Genomic DNA, 17,598 nt, shown 5'->3' with positions numbered 1-17,598 from the left:
TCCCGAGATGGGTGAAGCTCAGGAAGGCTGACCTTCACCCGACAGATGAACGGTGCGTCAGATCAGGCTACAGGCTACATATAGGTAGCATCGGAGCGTTTCCATGTTTCCAGCGGCTTCCAGGGACCGCCTCGCGCCTGAGCGAGGCAACACCACGAGCGATATGCCAGTTGCCCTTGGCACTGGCAGCGCCGCGCTGCTCAAGCTTGAAAATATCACCAAGATATTCGGCGGCGTAAAAGCGCTGCAGGCTGTGAAGTTCGACGTCATGCCGGGCGAGGTGTTGTGCCTCGCCGGCGAAAACGGCTGCGGCAAGAGCACCCTCATCAAGGTGATCAGTGGCGTCTATCAGCCCGAATCCGGAGCCGTCATGCTGATGGACGGACAATCAATCGAGGGTCTGGAGCCGTCGAAGGCGCGGGACCTGGGTATTCAGGTGATCTGGCAGGACCTCGCGCTATTTCCCGAGATGACAGTCGCGGAGAACATTGCCTTCGAACGAAACCTCGGTCCTCGTCCGCGCCTGGTCCACTACGGCCAGATGAAAGTCGCAGCCCGTCGCATTCTGGAGCGCCTGGGCGTTGCCATCGACCTCGGCCGTTCCGTGCGTTCGCTGTCTATCGCTCAACGGCAGATCGTGGCGATCGCCCGCGCACTCGTCGCCGATGCCAGGCTCGTGTTCATGGACGAGCCGACGGCGTCGCTCAGTCACGCCGAGACCAAAGCATTGCTGACCATCGTTCGCCGCCTGTCGGTCGACGGGATCGCCGTTGTTTTTGTCAGCCATCGGCTTGCTGAAGTGCTCGACGTGTGTACGCGCGTGACCGTGTTGCGTGACGGGCAGTATGTCGGCACCTTCCCCACGGCCGGCATGACGCAAACCCGCCTCACGGAACTCATGACCGGTCGCACGTTCGACTACGCGGTGCGCGCCACGGATCTGTCCGCCGCACCTGTCGTCCTGAAGGTCGAGGGCCTGTCACGGCGAAATGAATACGACGCCGTTTCCCTCTGCGTGAAGAGAGGCGAGATTCTCGGTGTCACCGGCCGGTTGGGTGCAGGGCGGACAGAACTCGCGTTGTCGCTGTTCGGAATGACGCGGCCGGGCGCCGGCACGGTCAGCCTCGATGGAAAGAAATTGTCGCTCGGCTCGAACCGCGACGCGATCCGGGCCGGCATCGCCTATGTTTCGGAAGACCGACTTCAGCTAGGCCTGGTGCAGCAGCAGTCGATCGGCGACAACACCGTGGCCGCCGTGCTGGACGACCTGCTCGACGCCACCCGTCTGATCGCGCCCGGCAAGCGGGATGCCCTGGTTCATGATTGGATTCAGAAGTTGGCGGTCAAGATCGGTAAGCCGGAAGACGCAGTCTCAACGCTGTCCGGTGGCAACCAGCAGCGCATCGTGCTTGCCAAATGGCTGGCGACCAACCCGAAACTGCTGATCCTCGATTCGCCCACGGTAGGGGTCGACGTGGGTGCGCGAGCGGGCATCTTTGCCATCATCCACAAGCTCGCCGAACAGGGCATGGCCATCTTGCTGATCTCCGACGAGATCCCCGAGGTTTATTTCAACGCCGACCGTATTCTGCATATGCGCAACGGGCGCATGGTCGCTGAATATGTGCCGGGAACCACGACCATCGACCAAATCGAGCGAGACGTCCATGCCTGATCTGCGCAAATGGGGGATCGGTTCGATCGAGGCCCTGCTGATTGTAGTTATCGCCGCGATGGTGGCCGGCCTCGGCGTTTCAACTACGACTTTTCTCACGTTGCCCAACTTGTTCGACCTGCTTAACCAAAGCGCGGTCAACATCATCTTCGCTGTCGGATTGCTGGTCGTACTCATTGCCGGCGGGATCGACATCTCGTTCGCCGTGGGCGCGTCCGTGGTCCAGTACCTGACCGCGCTCACCGTCATGCGGCTTGGCGGCGGGAACTGGGCGTTGGGCTTCATGGTGGCCGCATGGTTCGGCTTTCTGCTGGGCGCCCTCAACGCCACCATCATCTACCACTTTCGCATCGTGTCGATCGTCGTGACGATAGCGACCTTCAACGTGTTCTTCGGCGGCCTGATGTTCCTCACCGGGGGCGTGTCCATCTATGACCTGCCGGACTGGTGGATGACTCGCGTTTCGCTCGTCGCGTTCAAGACGTCAAGCGGCGTCGCGGAGCTTGCGCTGCCGGTCGCAGTCATGGCCGTCATGGTAGCGGCCACCTGGTTCCTGCTCCGGCGCACGACCATCGGCCGGCAACTCTATGCGATGGGCGACAACCCCGAGGCGGCCCGGCGTGTCGGCGTCAACGTGGGCGCCATGCATTACGTGGCCTTTGGCTGGCTCGGCATGATGGCAGGCATTGCCGGGCTTATGCAGGCTCACTACGTTCAAGAGGTGGTGCCCAACGCGTTGTATGGCCGCGAACTCGACGTACTCGCTGCGGTGGTGCTCGGCGGTGCCCGGCTGGGCGGCGGGCGCGGCACGATCCTCGGCGCTATCCTTGGCGTCATGCTGACAGCCATCACCGCGAACGGGCTGAATTTACTCGGGATTTCGCCCTACGCGTTCAAGATGATCGTCGGCGCCATCATCCTGATCGCCATCACCTTGTCTAGCGATGGCTTCGCCAAGCTGGCCGGATCACGCTTTTTGCCGCAACGAGCAAAGGCCCCGTCATGAAAACTTCCTCGTCACATCGCGCAGCTGTACCGCTCGTGCAAGCTGACGTCGTCGGTCTGCTCGGATTCCTCGCCATCGTGATCGCGGCCATGAGCCTCGCCTCGGATCGCTTCTTTTCCGCCGGCACCTTTGTTTCGGTGGCGTTCCAGTTACCCGAACTGGGGCTCTTTACGCTGGCCATGCTGATGCCGCTGATCTCCGGCGGCTTCAACCTGGCAGTGACCTTCACTGCCAACATAGCCGGGCTCGTAATGGCCTGGGTGCTGCATTCGCAGGGCGGGGCGGATGCCGGCGCCGTCGCCATCGTGCTCGGGATTGCCGCGGCACTTGCTACGGGTGCGGCAGCCGGATGGATCATGGGGGCCATCATCGCGCATACCGGTGCAAGCCCGATCCTGGTGTCCTTGTCGATGATGATCTTCCTTCGCGGCCTTGGGGAATTCCTGACCCACGGCGGCGACATCTCCGGGTTTCCGCCTTTCGTGTTGAAGATGGGCAACGGCCTTTTGCTCGGCGTTCCGGTGCCGCTCTGGATCTTCGCCGGCTGTGCGGCTCTCTGGCATGTCGTGATGACGCGCTCCCGGCTCGGCTTTGCCACACGCATGATCGGCTCGAATATCGAGGCGACCCGCTATTCGGGCATCGATACACGGCGCTCGGTGACCCGGATCTACATGCTGTCAGGCCTGATGTGCGGTGTTGCCGGCGTGGTGATGCTGGCCAGTTTCAACTCCGTGCGCGTCGGGCATGGCGAGGCGTTCCTCCTGATCGCCGTGCTTGCCTGCTTCCTCGGGCGCGTGGATCCGTTCGGCGGCTTTGGGCGCGTCGTTCCCGTCGTGATAGCGCTCGTCATCCTGCAGGTCATTGCCTCTGGCCTGAGCCTGCTCGGTGCCAACCAGCACCTGGCCACCGCTTTGTGGGGCGTGTTTTTGCTTGCCGTGATGCTCCTGCGCTGGGCATGGGCACACGGCAATTTTCAGTCTTTGGTCCGCAGACGCGCGACCGCTACCGGAGGAGTTACGCAATGAATAAGCTCGGGGTTCATGCATTGGTATGGGCCGGCGATCTGACGCCGGAGTCGACCCGCAAGGTAATCAGTCAAACCAGGGCCGGCGGTTTCGATCTGGTCGAACTGTCCCTTCACGGGCCAAAGGTCATGGATCTGGCGCTGACGCGCGACCTGCTCCAGGAGCATGGATTGGAGATTGGCTGTTCCCGGGGCCTGACGCTGGATGCCGACGTATCCAGCGACAATGCGGAGTCGGTGGCGCGTGGCCTGGCATTGCTGGAAGAGGGCGTCCGCATCACGGCGGAGCTCGGCGGCAAGTACTTCGGCGGCATCCTGTACGGTGCGATGGCGAAATACCAGGCGCCGCTCACCGCTCAGGGAAGGCGCAACGCGGTCGACTCGTTAAAGCGGATCGCCGATTTCGCATTGAAGAAGGACGTCACCCTCGGCCTCGAAGTGGTGAATCGCTACGAAACCAACCTGCTCAACACGGCATCGCAAGCGCTCGCCATGCTGGACGAAGTCGATGCGCCCAACGTCGTCGTGCATCTCGATACCTATCACATGAATATTGAGGAATCCGATTTTATGCAACCGGTGTTGGCGTGCGGCAAGCGTTTGGGTTATGTCCACATCGGCGAAAGTAATCGGGGCTACCTGGGCTCCGGCACCATTGATTTCGCACAGTTCTTCCATGCGCTGGCCATGATCGACTATCAGGGCGTGGTCACCTTCGAGAGCTTCTCGTCCACTGTCGTCAATGAGCAGTTGTCAAACGCGCTGGCGATCTGGCGAAACTTGTGGGATGACAGCATGGATTTGGCCACTCATGCACGGACGTTCATCGCCGGCGGCATCAACGCTGCGGCCAAGGCGAGGGCTCACCATTAACGAACGAGATCCGCGCCGCGTCGTCTCTTCGTTTCGCGGCGAGCGTCCCGGCCACGTGGACATCGGCGACAATCACCATCACTTTTTCGAAACCACTCAGGATTGCGTCCATGATCGAAGATCGCTTTCTTGTACGGCTGCAGCAGCTTGCGGCCGACGGCCGGCGCCGTATCCTCGGGTTGGCCGGTGCGCCGGGCGCCGGCAAATCAACGCTGGCGCAGGCCATTCTCGACGCACTGCCTGGGCGTGCAGTCGTCGTGCCGATGGACGGGTTTCATCTTGCGAACGTCGAACTCGAACGTCTCGGCCGTGCATCCCGCAAGGGCGCCGAGGATACATTCGACAGTGCCGGTTACGTCGCGCTGCTTGCACGTTTGCGTGCGCAGCGTGACGACGAGATGATCTACGCCCCCACGTTTCGCCGGGAGATCGAAGAACCCGTCGCCGGGGCCATTCCTGTCATGCCGGACGTGCCGCTCGTGATTACGGAAGGTAACTATTTGCTGCTGCGGCATGGGCACTGGAAAGCGGTTCGCCCGCTGCTCGACGAAGCCTGGTATGTCGACATCGATCCGGAGCTGCGAAAGCAGCGGCTTGTTGCCCGTCACGTGCAGTTCGGCCGCGATGAAGACGCTGCCAGAAACTGGGTCCAGCAAACTGACGAGGTGAACGCTGCCCTGATCGATTCGACGCGCGCGAGTGCCGATCTGGTTTTCCACTGGCCGTCGTAGAACGCTTCAAACCACACTCGCCGCCCCGGGCAGAATCGCCTCGATGCGCCAGTAAACCCACCGCTGGCGCGAGTAAAACTAACTTCCCCGAATCGTCTTACCTATCCCCAGCCGCCTGCCGGCACGTCTGTACATCGCCTAAACGCTCCCCATTGCATCGCAGCAAAAAAAACAGCAAATCCGCTGTAGAGCCAGCATTTTAAACCTCATCGCACCGCACCACGTTGTGCGCAATGCAGAAATCCGCTTGACTAATACTGTGTGTGGAATATTGTATATCACAAACAACGCCCGCCAAGGAGACAGACGTTATGGCCGAAGTACTGATCACCCCGCAGACCGCCACTGCAGCAGAAACAGCGAAAAGAGAAGCACCGGAGACCACGGATGGCTTCCACCTGGTCATCGATGCCCTGAAACTAAACGACCTTCACACGATCTTTGGGCTGGTCGGTATTCCTATCACCGACCTGGCGCGCCTTGCGCAAGCCGAAGGCATGCGCTTCATCGGCTTTCGTCACGAACAGCATGCGGGCAATGCGGCGGCCATCGCCGGCTACATGACCCAAAAGCCCGGGATCTGCATGACCGTTTCGGCGCCGGGTTTCCTGAACGGCCTGACGGCGCTCGCCAACGCGACCACCAATTGCTTCCCGATGATCCTGATCAGCGGATCCAGCGAGCGGGAGATTGTCGACTTGCAGCAAGGCGACTATGAGGAAATGGATCAGCTCAATGCTGCCAAGCCCTACGCCAAGGCCGCCTACCGCGTCCTGCACGCTGAAGACATCGGTATCGGCATTGCCCGTGCGATTCGCGCAGCTGTGTCGGGCCGTCCCGGCGGTGTCTACCTGGACCTGCCGGCGAAACTCCTGTCCCAGACCATCGACGCAGTGAAGGGCAAGCAGTCCCTGGTGCGCGTGGTCGACGCAGCCCCGCGCCAGATTCCCGCGCCTGAATCGATCAAGCGGGCGCTCGACGTACTGAAGAGCGCAAAGCGTCCTCTCATCCTCCTTGGTAAAGGTGCTGCCTACGCCCAGGCCGACGCACAGATTCGCGAGCTCGTGGAAAAGAGCGGCATTCCGTACTTGCCGATGTCGATGGCCAAGGGGCTGCTGCCCGATACCCACGAACAATCGGCATCGGCGGCTCGCTCGTTCGTCCTGCAGGAAGCCGACGTCGTGTTGCTGATCGGCGCGCGCCTGAACTGGCTGCTGTCGCACGGCAAGGGCAAGACGTGGGGCGCGGCGCCGAAGCAATTCATCCAGGTCGACATTGCGCCGACGGAAATCGACAGCAACGTGGCTATCGCGGCGCCGGTTATCGGCGATATCGGTTCGTGCGTATCGGCCTTGCTGGGCGGCATCGATGCAAGCTTCCCGAAGCCGAGCACCGAGTGGACCGGAGCGATCTCCGAGCGCAAGAACAAGAACCTGGAGAAGATGGCCGCGACGCTCGCCAAGAATCCGTCGCCGATGAATTTCCACAGCGCACTGCGCGCGATCCGCGACGTGTTGAAGACACGCCCGGACATCAACGTGGTGAACGAAGGCGCCAACACCCTCGACTACGCCCGCAGCATCATCGACATGTATGAGCCGCGTAAGCGCTTCGACTCGGGCACGTGGGGAATCATGGGTATCGGGATGGGCTTTGCCATCGGCGCGGCGGTGACGAGCGGCAAGCCGGTCGTGGCGATTGAAGGCGACAGCGCGTTCGGCTTCAGCGGCATGGAACTGGAAACCATCTGCCGTTATGACCTGCCGGTTTGCACGATTGTCTTCAACAACAACGGCGTGTATCGGGGCACCGACGTGAACCCGACCGGCGGCAAGGACGTTGCCCCGACCGTATTCGTCAAGGGTGCCCGCTACGACAAGATGATCGAAGCATTCGGTGGCATCGGCTACAACGTCACGACGCCGGAAGAGCTGACGAAGGCGCTGCAGGAATCGATCGCGTCCGGCAAGCCGACACTCATCAATGCCGTCATCGACGAAGCTGCGGGCACGGAGAGCGGCCGCCTGACCAATCTGAATCCACAAAGCGCAGCGATGAAAAAGTAATTGGGTTCGACGGTATCGGCGAAGTGAACAACACGTGCCGCCGGTACCGCCGCAAGAACATGAGTAACCAAACCACCTTTAGCCAGTGAGTCAGGAGACAGGAAAATCATGAGCAAACCACTCGACGGAATCAAGATCATCGACTTCACGCACGTGCAGGCCGGACCGGCTTGCACGCAGTTACTCGCGTGGTTCGGCGCCGACGTGATCAAGGTGGAACGTCCCGGTTCGGGCGACGTCACGCGCAGCCAGTTGCGCGACATCCCGGACGTCGATGCGCTGTATTTCACGATGCTCAACAGCAACAAGAAGTCGCTCACGCTGGATACGAAGAAGCCGGAAGGCAAGGAAGTACTGGAAAAGCTGATCAGGGAATCCGATGTGATGGTGGAGAACTTCGGCCCGGGCGCGCTTGATCGCATGGGCTTCTCGTGGGATTACATCCGTGAGCTGAATCCGAAGATGATCCTGGCGTCGGTGAAAGGCTTCAGCGACGGCCATCATTACGACGACCTGAAGGTGTACGAAAACGTCGCGCAATGCGCGGGCGGCGCGGCATCGACCACGGGGTTCTGGGACGGCCCGCCGACCATCAGCGCAGCGGCGCTCGGCGACAGCAATACCGGCATGCACCTGGCCATCGGCATCCTGACGGCGCTGATCGGCCGCGACAAGACGGGCAAGGGGCAGAAGGTCGCGGTATCGATGCAGGACAGCGTGCTCAACCTGTGCCGCGTGAAGTTGCGCGATCAGCAGCGCCTGGACCGGCTCGGTTTCCTGGAGGAATACCCGCAATACCCGCACGGCGAATTCAGCGACGTCGTTCCGCGCGGCGGCAATGCGGGCGGCGGCGGCCAGCCGGGCTGGGTGCTGAAATGCAAGGGCTGGGAAAGCGATCCGAACGCGTACATCTACTTCACGATCCAGGGTCACGCCTGGGCGCCGATTTGCCGCGCGATCGGCAAACCGGAGTGGATCGAAGATTCGAACTACAACACGGCGACGGCGCGTCAGCCGCATATCTTCGACATCTTCAAGACCATCGAAGAATGGCTCGCCGATAAAACCAAGTTCGAGGCCGTGGATATCCTGCGCAAGTTCGATATTCCGTGTGCGCCGGTGCTGACGATGAAAGAGCTTGCCAACGATGTTTCGTTACGCGAAAGCGGCACCATTGCCGAAGTCCCGCACAAGGAGCGTGGCACGTACCTCACGGTGGGCAGCCCGATCAAGTTCTCGGACATGAAGCCGGAGATCACGGCGTCGCCGTTGCTGGGTGAGCATACTGATGAAGTGCTCGAGAGCCTCGGTTATAGCAGCGCGCAAATCGCTCATCTGCACGAATCTCAAGCCGTTTAAACGCGACGGCAGCGCTGTGGTTCGCTTTGCAGAAAGAACCGCCACGGCGCTGCTTGAATCGAAGAAGGTCGAAGAAGGCCGTTTCAACCATGAATAGCGCCGAGCAAACTCCCGCCGTGCAAACATCATCCCCCATCGATTTCGAACAACTGGTCGACGTGATCGGCGACGCGGTTGTCATCTCCGACGCCAGTGGCGCGATCACTCTGTGGAACCCCGCTGCCGAGCGCATGTTCGGGTTCACGCAAGAAGAAGCGCTTGGCAATTCGCTGGACCTCATCATTCCCGAACGCTTGCGAGGGCGTCACTGGAGCGGCTACGAAAAAACCATGGCGACCGGCGAAACGCGCTACGGACACGACGTGCTGCGCGTGCCCGCCGTGCACAAGGACGGCCGGTCCTTATCGATTGCATTTACGGTCGCGCTGCTTCATTCAGCGGGACCGGAGCAAAGCGTGACAGGCATCGTCGCCGTTATCCGCGATGAAACCAGCCGCTTCACTGAAGAGCGAAACCTGCGCAAGCGACTGGCTGAACTCGAAGCAAAATCCGGCGCATGATCGGAACAAGTGCGGAGTGCGCCGGAAGGCGCACGAGACTGCACTACGGTAAAAGGAGACAGCAATGACCGCCCAAGCGGACGTGAAACGTTACGAACTGCTGATTGGTGGCGAAGCAGTGGCGCCCGGTGGAGGCGCGTATTCAACCATTCTCGATCCATCGACCGAAGCGCCGATCGCGAGCGTGGCCCAAGGCACCGCAGCCGATGTCGACCGCGCCGTGCAAGCCGCGCGTGCCGCGCTGAAACCGTGGAATGCCATCAGGGCGGCCGAGCGTGGGCGAATACTGATGCACTTTGCAGAACTGATGCGCACGCATCAGGAAGAGATCGCAGCAGTAGAAAGTCTGGACGGCGGCAAGCCGATCTCCGGCGTGCGTCGCCAGGATGTACCGGCTGCCATCGATACCCTCGCGTATTACGCCGGCTGGTGCGACAAGATCAATGGACAAGTGGTGCCCGCTCGCCCGGACGCGCTGACTTACACCGTGCGCGAACCGGTCGGTGTGGTCGCGGCGATCGTGCCGTGGAATTTCCCGCTGATGATCGGCATGTGGAAGATCGCGCCAGCGCTTGCCTGTGGTTGCACGCTGGTGGTCAAGCCAGCAGAGTTGACGCCGCTGTCGGCGTTGATGCTGGGCCGTCTTGCACTGGAGGCCGGCGTGCCGCCGGGCGTGCTCAATATTGTGACCGGCAAGGGCTCCGTGGTCGGCGATGCACTCGTCGCGCACCCCGGCGTGGACAAGGTCACATTCACCGGTTCGCCATCGGTTGGGCGGGGCATCCTGCAGGGCGCGGCGGTCAACTTCAAGCGGGTCACGCTTGAACTGGGCGGCAAGTCCGCCAACGTGATTTTCTCCGATGCCAATCTCGATCAGGCCGCACGCGCGGCCGCGTCGGGGATCTTTTTCAACGCGGGGCAGGTGTGTTCGGCAGGCTCGCGCGTGCTGGTCCAGCGGCCGGTGTATGACGAGGTCGTCGAGCGGCTGGCGCAGCGTGCCAAGTCCGTGACGTTGGGTGATCCATCGCAGAAAGAGACGTCGATGGGTCCGCTCATCTCCGGGAAGCAGATGAAGACGGTGCTGGATTACGTGGACATCGGCAAGAGCGAGGGGGCATCGCTTGTATCGGGTGGCAGGCGATGGGGCGAGCGCGGTTATTTCGTCGAGCCCACGGTATTTGCCAACGTCGAGCACGAGATGCGGATCTCGCAGGAAGAGATATTTGGCCCCGTGGCAAGCGTGATTCCCTTCGACGATGAAGCCGATGCCGTGCGCATCGCCAATGGGACCTTGTATAGCCTCGCAGCGGGCGTATGGAGCGCAGATATAGGCCGCGTACACAGGATGGCGTCGGCGCTCAGGGCGGGCACGGTGTGGGTGAATACGTACGGTTATACGGATGTGCGATTGCCGTGGGGCGGTTCGGGCGATTCAGGTTTTGGCCGCGAGCACGGTGACGTGGCGATCGAGAATTTCACTGAGCCGAAGAGCGTGTGGGTGTCGCTGGCGCAGTGAGGTTGGCGCAATGAGAAAAGGGCGGGCTTGATTAGCCCGCCCACGTGGACATGTGTTGTCTTCGTTCGCGCTGGGGCTCTGCGTTAGCTGGCAGAACCCCGCGAAGACTCCGTGAACGAATTCAGTATCAAGCTGGTATCAGGTCAGTATCAAGCGGCTTCAGCATGCTTGCGATCGCACTCCGGACGCCACATGCGCGCGCCGCGCGTATCGTCGGCCCGGGCGATAGTCGTGGCACGGCAAGCGTCGTAATGCGCGTTCTTCCTGTCGACGATGGCCTGGCACAGGAACTCGGCGCTATAGGCTTTGAGCAAGTGCGGGCAATGCGATTCGATGTACTGCGAGATGCGCGCCTGATCGGTGTGAGCGTGCGCCAGCGACTGAAGCGTTTCGACGTCCCAGCGGAACATCAGGTCAAGCTCTTCGAAGGCGCTGTTGTAGGCGCAAAGCTGCGTCTGGAGTTCGCGCGCGTCGGCGATCGTGGCTTGTGTACGGATCATGGTCGTCTCCTGTGTCGACCGGAGTTAGCGTGTCGACCGGAGTTGGCGCTTTAGCGCTTACTCCGGTCCCATGCGGTTACTCCGGTCCCATGAAAGATGGTTACTGGCTTAGCCGTGACGGGCAGCGTGACTTGGCTGCATGGCTTAACTGCAGGATAGAAAGCTTTATCCATATACGATAGTTACTTGTTTTTTTAATAACTATTAAAGATGCCTAATAGATGGTTTACCCGATATGCGTAATTGCCGCGATTTGCGCCGCTCCTTCGTCGATGAGGAATTGCTTGAACGCCATCGCCACTGGCGGCAGCCGTTTGTTATGACGATGCACGAGATACCAGTTGAGCATCACGGGGAAACCCTGGATATCCAGCACGGCCAGCCGTCCGATCTGCAGCTCCACGCTGACCGTATGCGCCGACAGGAAGCTGATCCCCATCCCCGCGATAACCGCCTGCTTGATGGTCTCCGTGCTGGTGATCTCCATCGAGATATTCAGCGCCTTGAGCCGTCCGGCGAACCCTTCCTCCATCGAATTCCAGGTGTCCGAACCGCGCTCCCTGACGATGAACGGCTCTCCGGCAAGCGACTCCAGCGGAATGTTTTTCTTGCCCACCAGCGGATGATCCGGTGGCGCGACGATCACGTAGGGATGCGGCGCAAACGACACGTTCTCGGTGTCCATGTCCTTCGGCGGACGAACCATGATCGCGAGGTCGGTGAGGTTGTCGGTGAGCTGGTGCAGCAGTTCTTCGCGGTTGTGGACGGCCAGGTTCAGCTTGACGTCGGTATTGCGTTTGGTGAATTCGGCCAGCAGACGCGGAAAGAAATAGTCTCCCGCGCTGATCACGGCCACGTTCAGCGTGCCTCCGGAAATACCCTTGAGTCGCGCCATGGCGTCGTCGGCTTCGCGAAACTGTTCGAGGATCGCGCGGCTGTGATGAAGCATTTCCTGGCCGGCAGACGTCAGGTAAATCTTCTTGCCGAGCTGTTCAAAAAGCGGCAATCCGGCGTGCTCCTCAAGCTGCTTGACCTGCGTGGAGACGGCCGGCTGGGTGAGGTAGAGCTCCTCGGCGGCGCGCGAAAAGCTGAGCCGCCGGGCAACAGTTTCGAATATTTTCAGCTGCCTTAGCGTCGCATTACGCATCATGACGAATCTCCATCCATAAACGATCCTGAATTTATACAATAAATTTTTCTAACTTTCCCTAATCGTTTTTCTGCCGCAGCATGGTTTCAACGTGCCCTAGTTCCGTAAGGCGCATGCCGGGAGAGGGCCGCAGCAGGGTCAACCCCTATAAACATCAGTTCGTTGGGAATCGCTTGAAAATGATTCTTCGATCACCTTCCTTATTCCTCCGGCCCGCCGCATTGGCGTGGCTGCAGCCGGCGCAGTGGCGCCACGGGCACGTACCCTGACCGACCAAAACCCACTCTCATGCCGGTGATTCAAAGACCGGTGAGCCGCAGTCGATTACGCGCCGCACGAGCGCAGATACATAACGGAGACAGACATGGCAAACGCAGGTACGGCATCGGCCGGGGGGCAGCCCAAGCTAGGGCGGCACAATAATCGATGGGCGCAACTCGCCATCGGCATCGTCTGCATGGGGCTGGTCGCGAATCTGCAATACGCGTGGACTTTGTTCGTCGTCCCGATGGATGCAAAACATCATTGGGGCCAGGCGGCGATTCAAACCGCGTTCACCATTTTCATCGTCACGGAAACCTGGCTGGTACCGCTGGAAGGCTGGCTCGTCGACAAGTTCGGCCCGCGGCCGGTCGTGATCGGCGGCTCGATCTGCGCGGCGATCGGCTGGATCATCGATGCAAACGCCACCAGTCTCATCCATCTCTACATCGCAGCGGTGATTGCCGGCATAGGCGCGGGCTGCGTGTACGGCACCTGCGTAGGCACGGCGCTCAAGTGGTTCCCGGACAAGCGCGGCCTTGCTGCGGGGTTGACGGCGGCCGGTTTCGGCGCAGGCGCGGCGGTCACGGTCATTCCCATTTCGAACATGATCCAGACCTCGGGCTACGAACATACCTTTGTGTTCTTCGGCATCTTCCAGGGCGTCTGCATCCTGCTGCTCGGCCTGATGCTGGTTCGTCCGCGGCCGCCGGTTCATGCCGTATCGGCCAAGCGCGTGGTGGCCTCGAAGATCGATTACACGACGGGACAGATGGTGCGCTCGCCGCTCTTCTGGGTGCTGTACATGATGTTCGTGTTCGTCGCGGCGGGCGGTGTGATCGCCACCGCGCAACTCGGTCCGATCGCGAAGGAATACGGCTTCGCCAAGATGCCGGTCAACCTGCTCGGCGTGACCTTGCCGCTGCTGACGATGGCGCTGTCCATCGACAATCTCTGCAACGGTTTCACGCGTCCGTTATGCGGCTGGATCTCTGACAAGATCGGCCGTGAGAACACGATGTTCTTCATCTTTATCGGCGAAGGGCTTGCGTTGCTGGGGCTCATGGAGTTCGGTCACAACCCGTACCTGTTCATGTTCTTCGCGGCCGTGACGTTCCTGTGCTGGGGTGAAATCTTCTCGATCTTCCCGGCCACTTGCGCCGATACCTTCGGCAGCAAATACGCAGCCGCCAACGCCGGCACGCTGTACACGGCGAAGGGCACGGCTTCGATGCTGGTACCGCTGGCCTCGGTGCTGTCGGCCATTGGCTCATGGGATGCGGTGTTCATTACGACGGCGACCATTTCGATTGCCGCCGGCCTGTGCGCCAAGTTTGTCCTCGCGCCGATGAGAAAACGCTGGATCGATAACACGGTCGCCGAATCGAGCCGGCTCAATTCTTCCGCTACGTTTCAGGCAGGCTGGACAGAAGCCCCGCGCAACTCGTCGGCGCAATGACGCGAAGCCAGACTGATGCCGTGCAGGGATTGAAAGCGTCCGGCGTGTCGTTGCAGCAGTTACGCCTGTTCGTCATCCTTGCACAGCACCGGAGTTTCACGCAGGCCGGCAATGCGCTCGGCGTCACGCAGTCGGCGGCGAGCCGTAGCATCAGGGAGCTGGAAGACCTGCTGGAGCTGAGATTATTCGACCGCACGACGCGGCAGGTCGCACTCACCGATACCGGCCGCGCCTTGCTTCCGCGCATCGCGTCGCTGGTCGATGAACTCGAAGTGGCGTTGCGTTTCGGGCAGCAGGTGTCCACTGCAGAAAGCGGTGCGGTATCGATCGCGAGCAGTTCCAGCGTGGTAGCTTCCGTGTTGCCCGCGCTGCTCGCATCGTGCCGGGCGAGCTACCCCAATATCGCGCTGACATTGCACGACGCGCCGCAGGGCAGGGTGCTCGAACTCGTGCGCGCCGGCGATGCCGACATGGGTGTGCTCATCGGTCCTTCGAGCGATCCTCATAGCCTCGGCGATCTATGGGCGGAAACGCTTTTCTCCGATAATTTCTGCGCCATCGTGCCGGCGCGTCATCCGTTTGCGTCGCACGCCACGGTGCGATGGCGCGACCTGAGCAGCGCCGGCCTGTTCCTGCTCGACGACGACGCCGGCAGCTTCGACGTCATCGCGCGAGCGCTCGACGAACACGGCGCATCGAACCTCAGGCTGCAGCGCCTGACACAGGCCGCGAGCGTCATGCAAATGGTCGCAGCAGGACTCGGAATTGGCATCCAGCCGATGCGTGCCGGTCCAGCCTCGGCGCAAACGCTGGTCCAGCCGGTACCGCTATGGCCATCCGTCACTCGCACCGTCATGGTGGTCAAGCGCAGGAACCGTACGCTGCCGGCGCAGGCAGCGTGTATCTGGACGCACGTCGTTTCGTCCTATGATGAAGAACACAAGCCGCTGCAAACCGCTGACGCCTGACCCCTAATTCACTGAAAAATCGAAGCGCGGCTCCTTGAAAAGAGTCGCGCTTTTTTACTTGCTCTTTCGGCGTTGTTATCCAATACTGAATCTAATATGTTGTATATCAGAAGACTGGTGGTCTAGGAGACGACAATGAAAATTTGCATTTACGGCGCCGGTGCGATCGGCGGTTACATGGGTGCGCAACTGGCTCGAGCCGGGGCGGACGTCAGTTTTGTCGCACGCGGGCCGCACTTGGCGGCCATGCAGGCGAACGGCGTGCGCTTGCAGATCGATGGCGAGGAGCACACCGTCAAGGTCCGCTGCACGAACAATCCTGAGGAGCTCGGACCGCAGGACTACGTGGTGATTGCGCTCAAGGCGCATTCGGTGCCGGGTATCGTCGACCTGATACCGCCGCTGCTAGGACCGGATACCGCGATCGTCACCGCAGTGAACGGGTTGCCGTACTGGTATTTCTACGAGCACGGCGGCGCGTTGTCGGGCACCACGCTGGAAAGCGTCGATCCGGGCGGCCGCCAATGGCAGGTGCTCGGGCCGGAGCGCGCGATCGGCTGCGTGCTGATCCCCGCCGCCGAAATTGCGGAGCCCGGCGTGATCCGCCATGTGTACGGCAAGAAATTTCCCATCGGCGAGCCGAGCGGGCTGGTTACGCCGCGCCTGCAGGCGTTCCACGACATCATGACTGCCGCCGATATGGAAGCGCCGATGCGCGACAACATCCGCGACGAAATCTGGCTGAAGCTGTGGGGCAACCTTTGTTTCAACCCGATCAGCGCGTTGACAGGCGCCACGCTCGATGTCCTCACCAGCGATCCCGCTGTCCGCGCACTGTCGCGCCGGATGATGGAGGAGGCGCAGGGCATCGCGGAACAACTGGGCGTTCATTTTCGTGTCGACGTGGAAAAGCGCATCAACGGCGCGGGCGCGGTCGGCGCTCACAAGACTTCAATGCTGATGGATTGCGAAGCGGGCCGGCCCATGGAGATCGATCCGATCGTGACCGTCGTGCAGGAAATCGGCCGGAAGCTTGCCATCGACACCCCGATGATCGACGCCGTCCTGGCGCTGATCAAGCTGCGTGAGGGCGTCAACCAGGGGACGGCGCGGCCTAGTATCAAAGCAATTGAATCTTTCACGCGTTCGCAAAAAGCCGCTTAAACTGCGAACACGGAAGGACTGTTGTTTGTGATATATCACATACGAAATATATTGCGTTGCGCTGCGACGCAACATATACTGAAGGCTCTTGGAGTAAACCACTAGGAGCCGGAAATGAGTATCGCTTTATTAGTCGTGATCGGAATCGCCTTGGTAGCGGGCGGTGTTGGTGTGACGTTTGCACTGGCGTCGACGCTGCCGCAGGACGTGTTGCAGCGTGCGCAGGACAATGGTCGCTATGCCGGTTTGACGGCGGACGATCAGGGCGGCAGCACGGGTACACGGGCGACGACGGGCGCGCGGAACCTGGGACATCAAACCATCAATGCCATCTGATACTGAAGTTGCTACAACGTCGGCCAATCTTCTTGAACCGCGGACGGAAAGCAAGCCTGCTGGTGTAACGCTTTCGCTGGCGCCGATCAACGCGACGGTTTCGTTGCGCGATCAGGCTTATGCGCGGCTGCGCCAGGCCATTTCGGAGGCAGACATCTATCGGTCGCGTGAAGAGATCCGGCTGGATGAGAAGGATTTGACTGAGGCGCTGGGCGTGAGTCGTACGCCGATTCGCGAGGCCATGACGCTGCTGGAGCAGGAAGGGTTTCTGCGAACGGTGCCGCGTCGCGGGATTTACATCGTGCGCAAGACCAAGCACGAGATTGTCGAGATGATCAACATGTGGGCCGCGCTGGAAAGCATGGCGGCGAGGCTTGCCACGTTGCGGGCGACGGATGCTGAGATTGCGTCGTTGCGGCACATGTTCGATCACTTTCAGAATGCGACGCCGGCGGAGCATATTGAAGAGTATTCGGAGGCGAATATTGCCTTCCATCAGGCGATTGTGCAGTTGAGCAAGTCGCAGATTATCTTCGATACGATCAAGAATATTTTCGTGCACGTGCGCGCGATCCGGAAGATGACGATTTCGCAGAGTGACCGGGCGGCGCGGTCGATTGAAGACCATATGAGAATTATTGAAGCGCTTGAGGCGCGGGATACCGAATTGGTCGAGAGGCTGGTGCGCCAGCATTCGCTTGATTTGGCGGCTTTCGTCGAGGCGAATTGCGATTTTCTGGATTAAATTCGTTCGCACTCGGTCGGGGGGGCTGGCGCTCGTGGGACTGGGTTAATGCTGGGTTGCTGCTTTCAGCGTCTGCGGTCGTTATGTCTTAACTGTTCTCTTTATCACTGTTAGCCACTGTGCGTGGCGGCACTTCATTTCTTTTTCCACAACGGCGAAAAAGAAACAGAAGCAAAGAAAACGCCTCCCAACAATTAGCAAT

Annotated in this window: 16 protein-coding genes; 14 read left to right on the top strand and 2 right to left on the bottom strand. The window is 60.6% G+C overall.

Translation table 11 applies throughout. The features are described 5' to 3' along the window. Nucleotides 1-163: 163 nt before the first annotated feature. From M0D69_RS37520 to M0D69_RS37480, 9 genes are all read left to right on the top strand, one after another. A complete protein-coding gene (locus tag M0D69_RS37520; RefSeq protein WP_367619815.1) occupies nucleotides 164-1,675 on the top strand; it encodes a sugar ABC transporter ATP-binding protein in 1,512 nt (503 codons plus the stop codon). Beyond that, on the top strand, nucleotides 1,668-2,681 hold the full coding sequence (locus tag M0D69_RS37515; RefSeq protein ID WP_301786863.1) for an ABC transporter permease: 1,014 nt from the start codon (nucleotides 1,668-1,670) through the stop codon (nucleotides 2,679-2,681). The genes M0D69_RS37520 and M0D69_RS37515 overlap by 8 nt, the downstream gene beginning before the upstream one ends. After that, complete coding sequence (locus M0D69_RS37510; RefSeq protein ID WP_301786862.1) at nucleotides 2,678-3,709, top strand: ABC transporter permease; 1,032 nt, start codon at nucleotides 2,678-2,680, stop codon at nucleotides 3,707-3,709. The genes M0D69_RS37515 and M0D69_RS37510 overlap by 4 nt, the downstream gene beginning before the upstream one ends. Next, entirely contained in the window at nucleotides 3,706-4,581 is an 876-nt protein-coding gene (locus M0D69_RS37505) for a sugar phosphate isomerase/epimerase (protein WP_301786875.1), read from the top strand. The genes M0D69_RS37510 and M0D69_RS37505 overlap by 4 nt, the downstream gene beginning before the upstream one ends. 110 nt (nucleotides 4,582-4,691) lie before the next feature. Further along, nucleotides 4,692-5,312 (top strand): nucleoside/nucleotide kinase family protein, encoded by a 621-nt coding sequence (locus M0D69_RS37500; RefSeq protein ID WP_301786861.1) that lies wholly within the window; start codon nucleotides 4,692-4,694, stop codon nucleotides 5,310-5,312. 311 nt (nucleotides 5,313-5,623) lie between these two features. Beyond that, the gene (gene oxc, locus M0D69_RS37495) at nucleotides 5,624-7,378 is read left to right on the top strand and encodes an oxalyl-CoA decarboxylase (protein ID WP_301786860.1); all 1,755 of its coding nucleotides are present in this window, start codon (nucleotides 5,624-5,626) and stop codon (nucleotides 7,376-7,378) included. Nucleotides 7,379-7,486: 108 nt separating this feature from the next. After that, nucleotides 7,487-8,737 carry a formyl-CoA transferase gene (gene frc / locus M0D69_RS37490; RefSeq protein WP_301786859.1) on the top strand — a complete coding sequence of 417 codons (1,251 nt, stop codon included), beginning with the start codon at nucleotides 7,487-7,489 and terminating at the stop codon, nucleotides 8,735-8,737. Nucleotides 8,738-8,853: 116 nt separating this feature from the next. Beyond that, nucleotides 8,854-9,297, top strand: coding sequence for a PAS domain S-box protein (locus M0D69_RS37485; RefSeq protein WP_301786858.1), 444 nt, complete (start codon nucleotides 8,854-8,856; stop codon nucleotides 9,295-9,297). A gap of 64 nt (nucleotides 9,298-9,361) precedes the next feature. Continuing rightward, a complete protein-coding gene (locus M0D69_RS37480) occupies nucleotides 9,362-10,813 on the top strand; it encodes an aldehyde dehydrogenase family protein (protein WP_301786857.1) in 1,452 nt (483 codons plus the stop codon). A gap of 149 nt (nucleotides 10,814-10,962) precedes the next feature. Here M0D69_RS37480 and M0D69_RS37475 read toward each other — a convergent pair whose 3' ends face one another. Continuing rightward, the gene (locus tag M0D69_RS37475; RefSeq protein WP_301786856.1) at nucleotides 10,963-11,313 is read right to left on the bottom strand and encodes a hypothetical protein; all 351 of its coding nucleotides are present in this window, start codon (nucleotides 11,311-11,313) and stop codon (nucleotides 10,963-10,965) included. Between the two features lie 226 nt (nucleotides 11,314-11,539). Next, the gene (locus tag M0D69_RS37470; protein WP_301786874.1) at nucleotides 11,540-12,460 is read right to left on the bottom strand and encodes a LysR family transcriptional regulator; all 921 of its coding nucleotides are present in this window, start codon (nucleotides 12,458-12,460) and stop codon (nucleotides 11,540-11,542) included. Between the two features lie 367 nt (nucleotides 12,461-12,827). Between M0D69_RS37470 and oxlT the strand changes: the two genes are divergently transcribed. The 5 genes from oxlT to M0D69_RS37445 all read left to right on the top strand — a co-directional run bounded on the left by oxlT (nucleotide 12,828) and on the right by M0D69_RS37445 (nucleotide 17,396). Further along, nucleotides 12,828-14,183, top strand: coding sequence for an oxalate/formate MFS antiporter (oxlT, locus tag M0D69_RS37465; protein ID WP_301786855.1), 1,356 nt, complete (start codon nucleotides 12,828-12,830; stop codon nucleotides 14,181-14,183). Next, nucleotides 14,180-15,151, top strand: coding sequence for a LysR family transcriptional regulator (locus M0D69_RS37460; RefSeq protein ID WP_301786854.1), 972 nt, complete (start codon nucleotides 14,180-14,182; stop codon nucleotides 15,149-15,151). The genes oxlT and M0D69_RS37460 overlap by 4 nt, the downstream gene beginning before the upstream one ends. Before the next feature lie 135 nt (nucleotides 15,152-15,286). Continuing rightward, on the top strand, nucleotides 15,287-16,315 hold the full coding sequence (locus M0D69_RS37455; protein ID WP_301786853.1) for a 2-dehydropantoate 2-reductase: 1,029 nt from the start codon (nucleotides 15,287-15,289) through the stop codon (nucleotides 16,313-16,315). A 114-nt stretch (nucleotides 16,316-16,429) separates the two neighbouring features. Then, a complete protein-coding gene (locus M0D69_RS37450) occupies nucleotides 16,430-16,651 on the top strand; it encodes a hypothetical protein (protein ID WP_301786852.1) in 222 nt (73 codons plus the stop codon). After that, nucleotides 16,641-17,396, top strand: a complete 756-nt coding sequence (locus M0D69_RS37445; protein WP_301786851.1) for a GntR family transcriptional regulator — start codon at nucleotides 16,641-16,643, stop codon at nucleotides 17,394-17,396. The genes M0D69_RS37450 and M0D69_RS37445 overlap by 11 nt, the downstream gene beginning before the upstream one ends. The last annotated feature ends 202 nt before the right edge of the window (nucleotides 17,397-17,598 follow it).

Origin of the sequence: Caballeronia sp. SEWSISQ10-4 2, from assembly GCF_030464885.1 — a bacterium.
Classification (GTDB): domain Bacteria; phylum Pseudomonadota; class Gammaproteobacteria; order Burkholderiales; family Burkholderiaceae; genus Caballeronia.
This window is presented reverse-complemented; position numbering and strand designations above follow the sequence as displayed.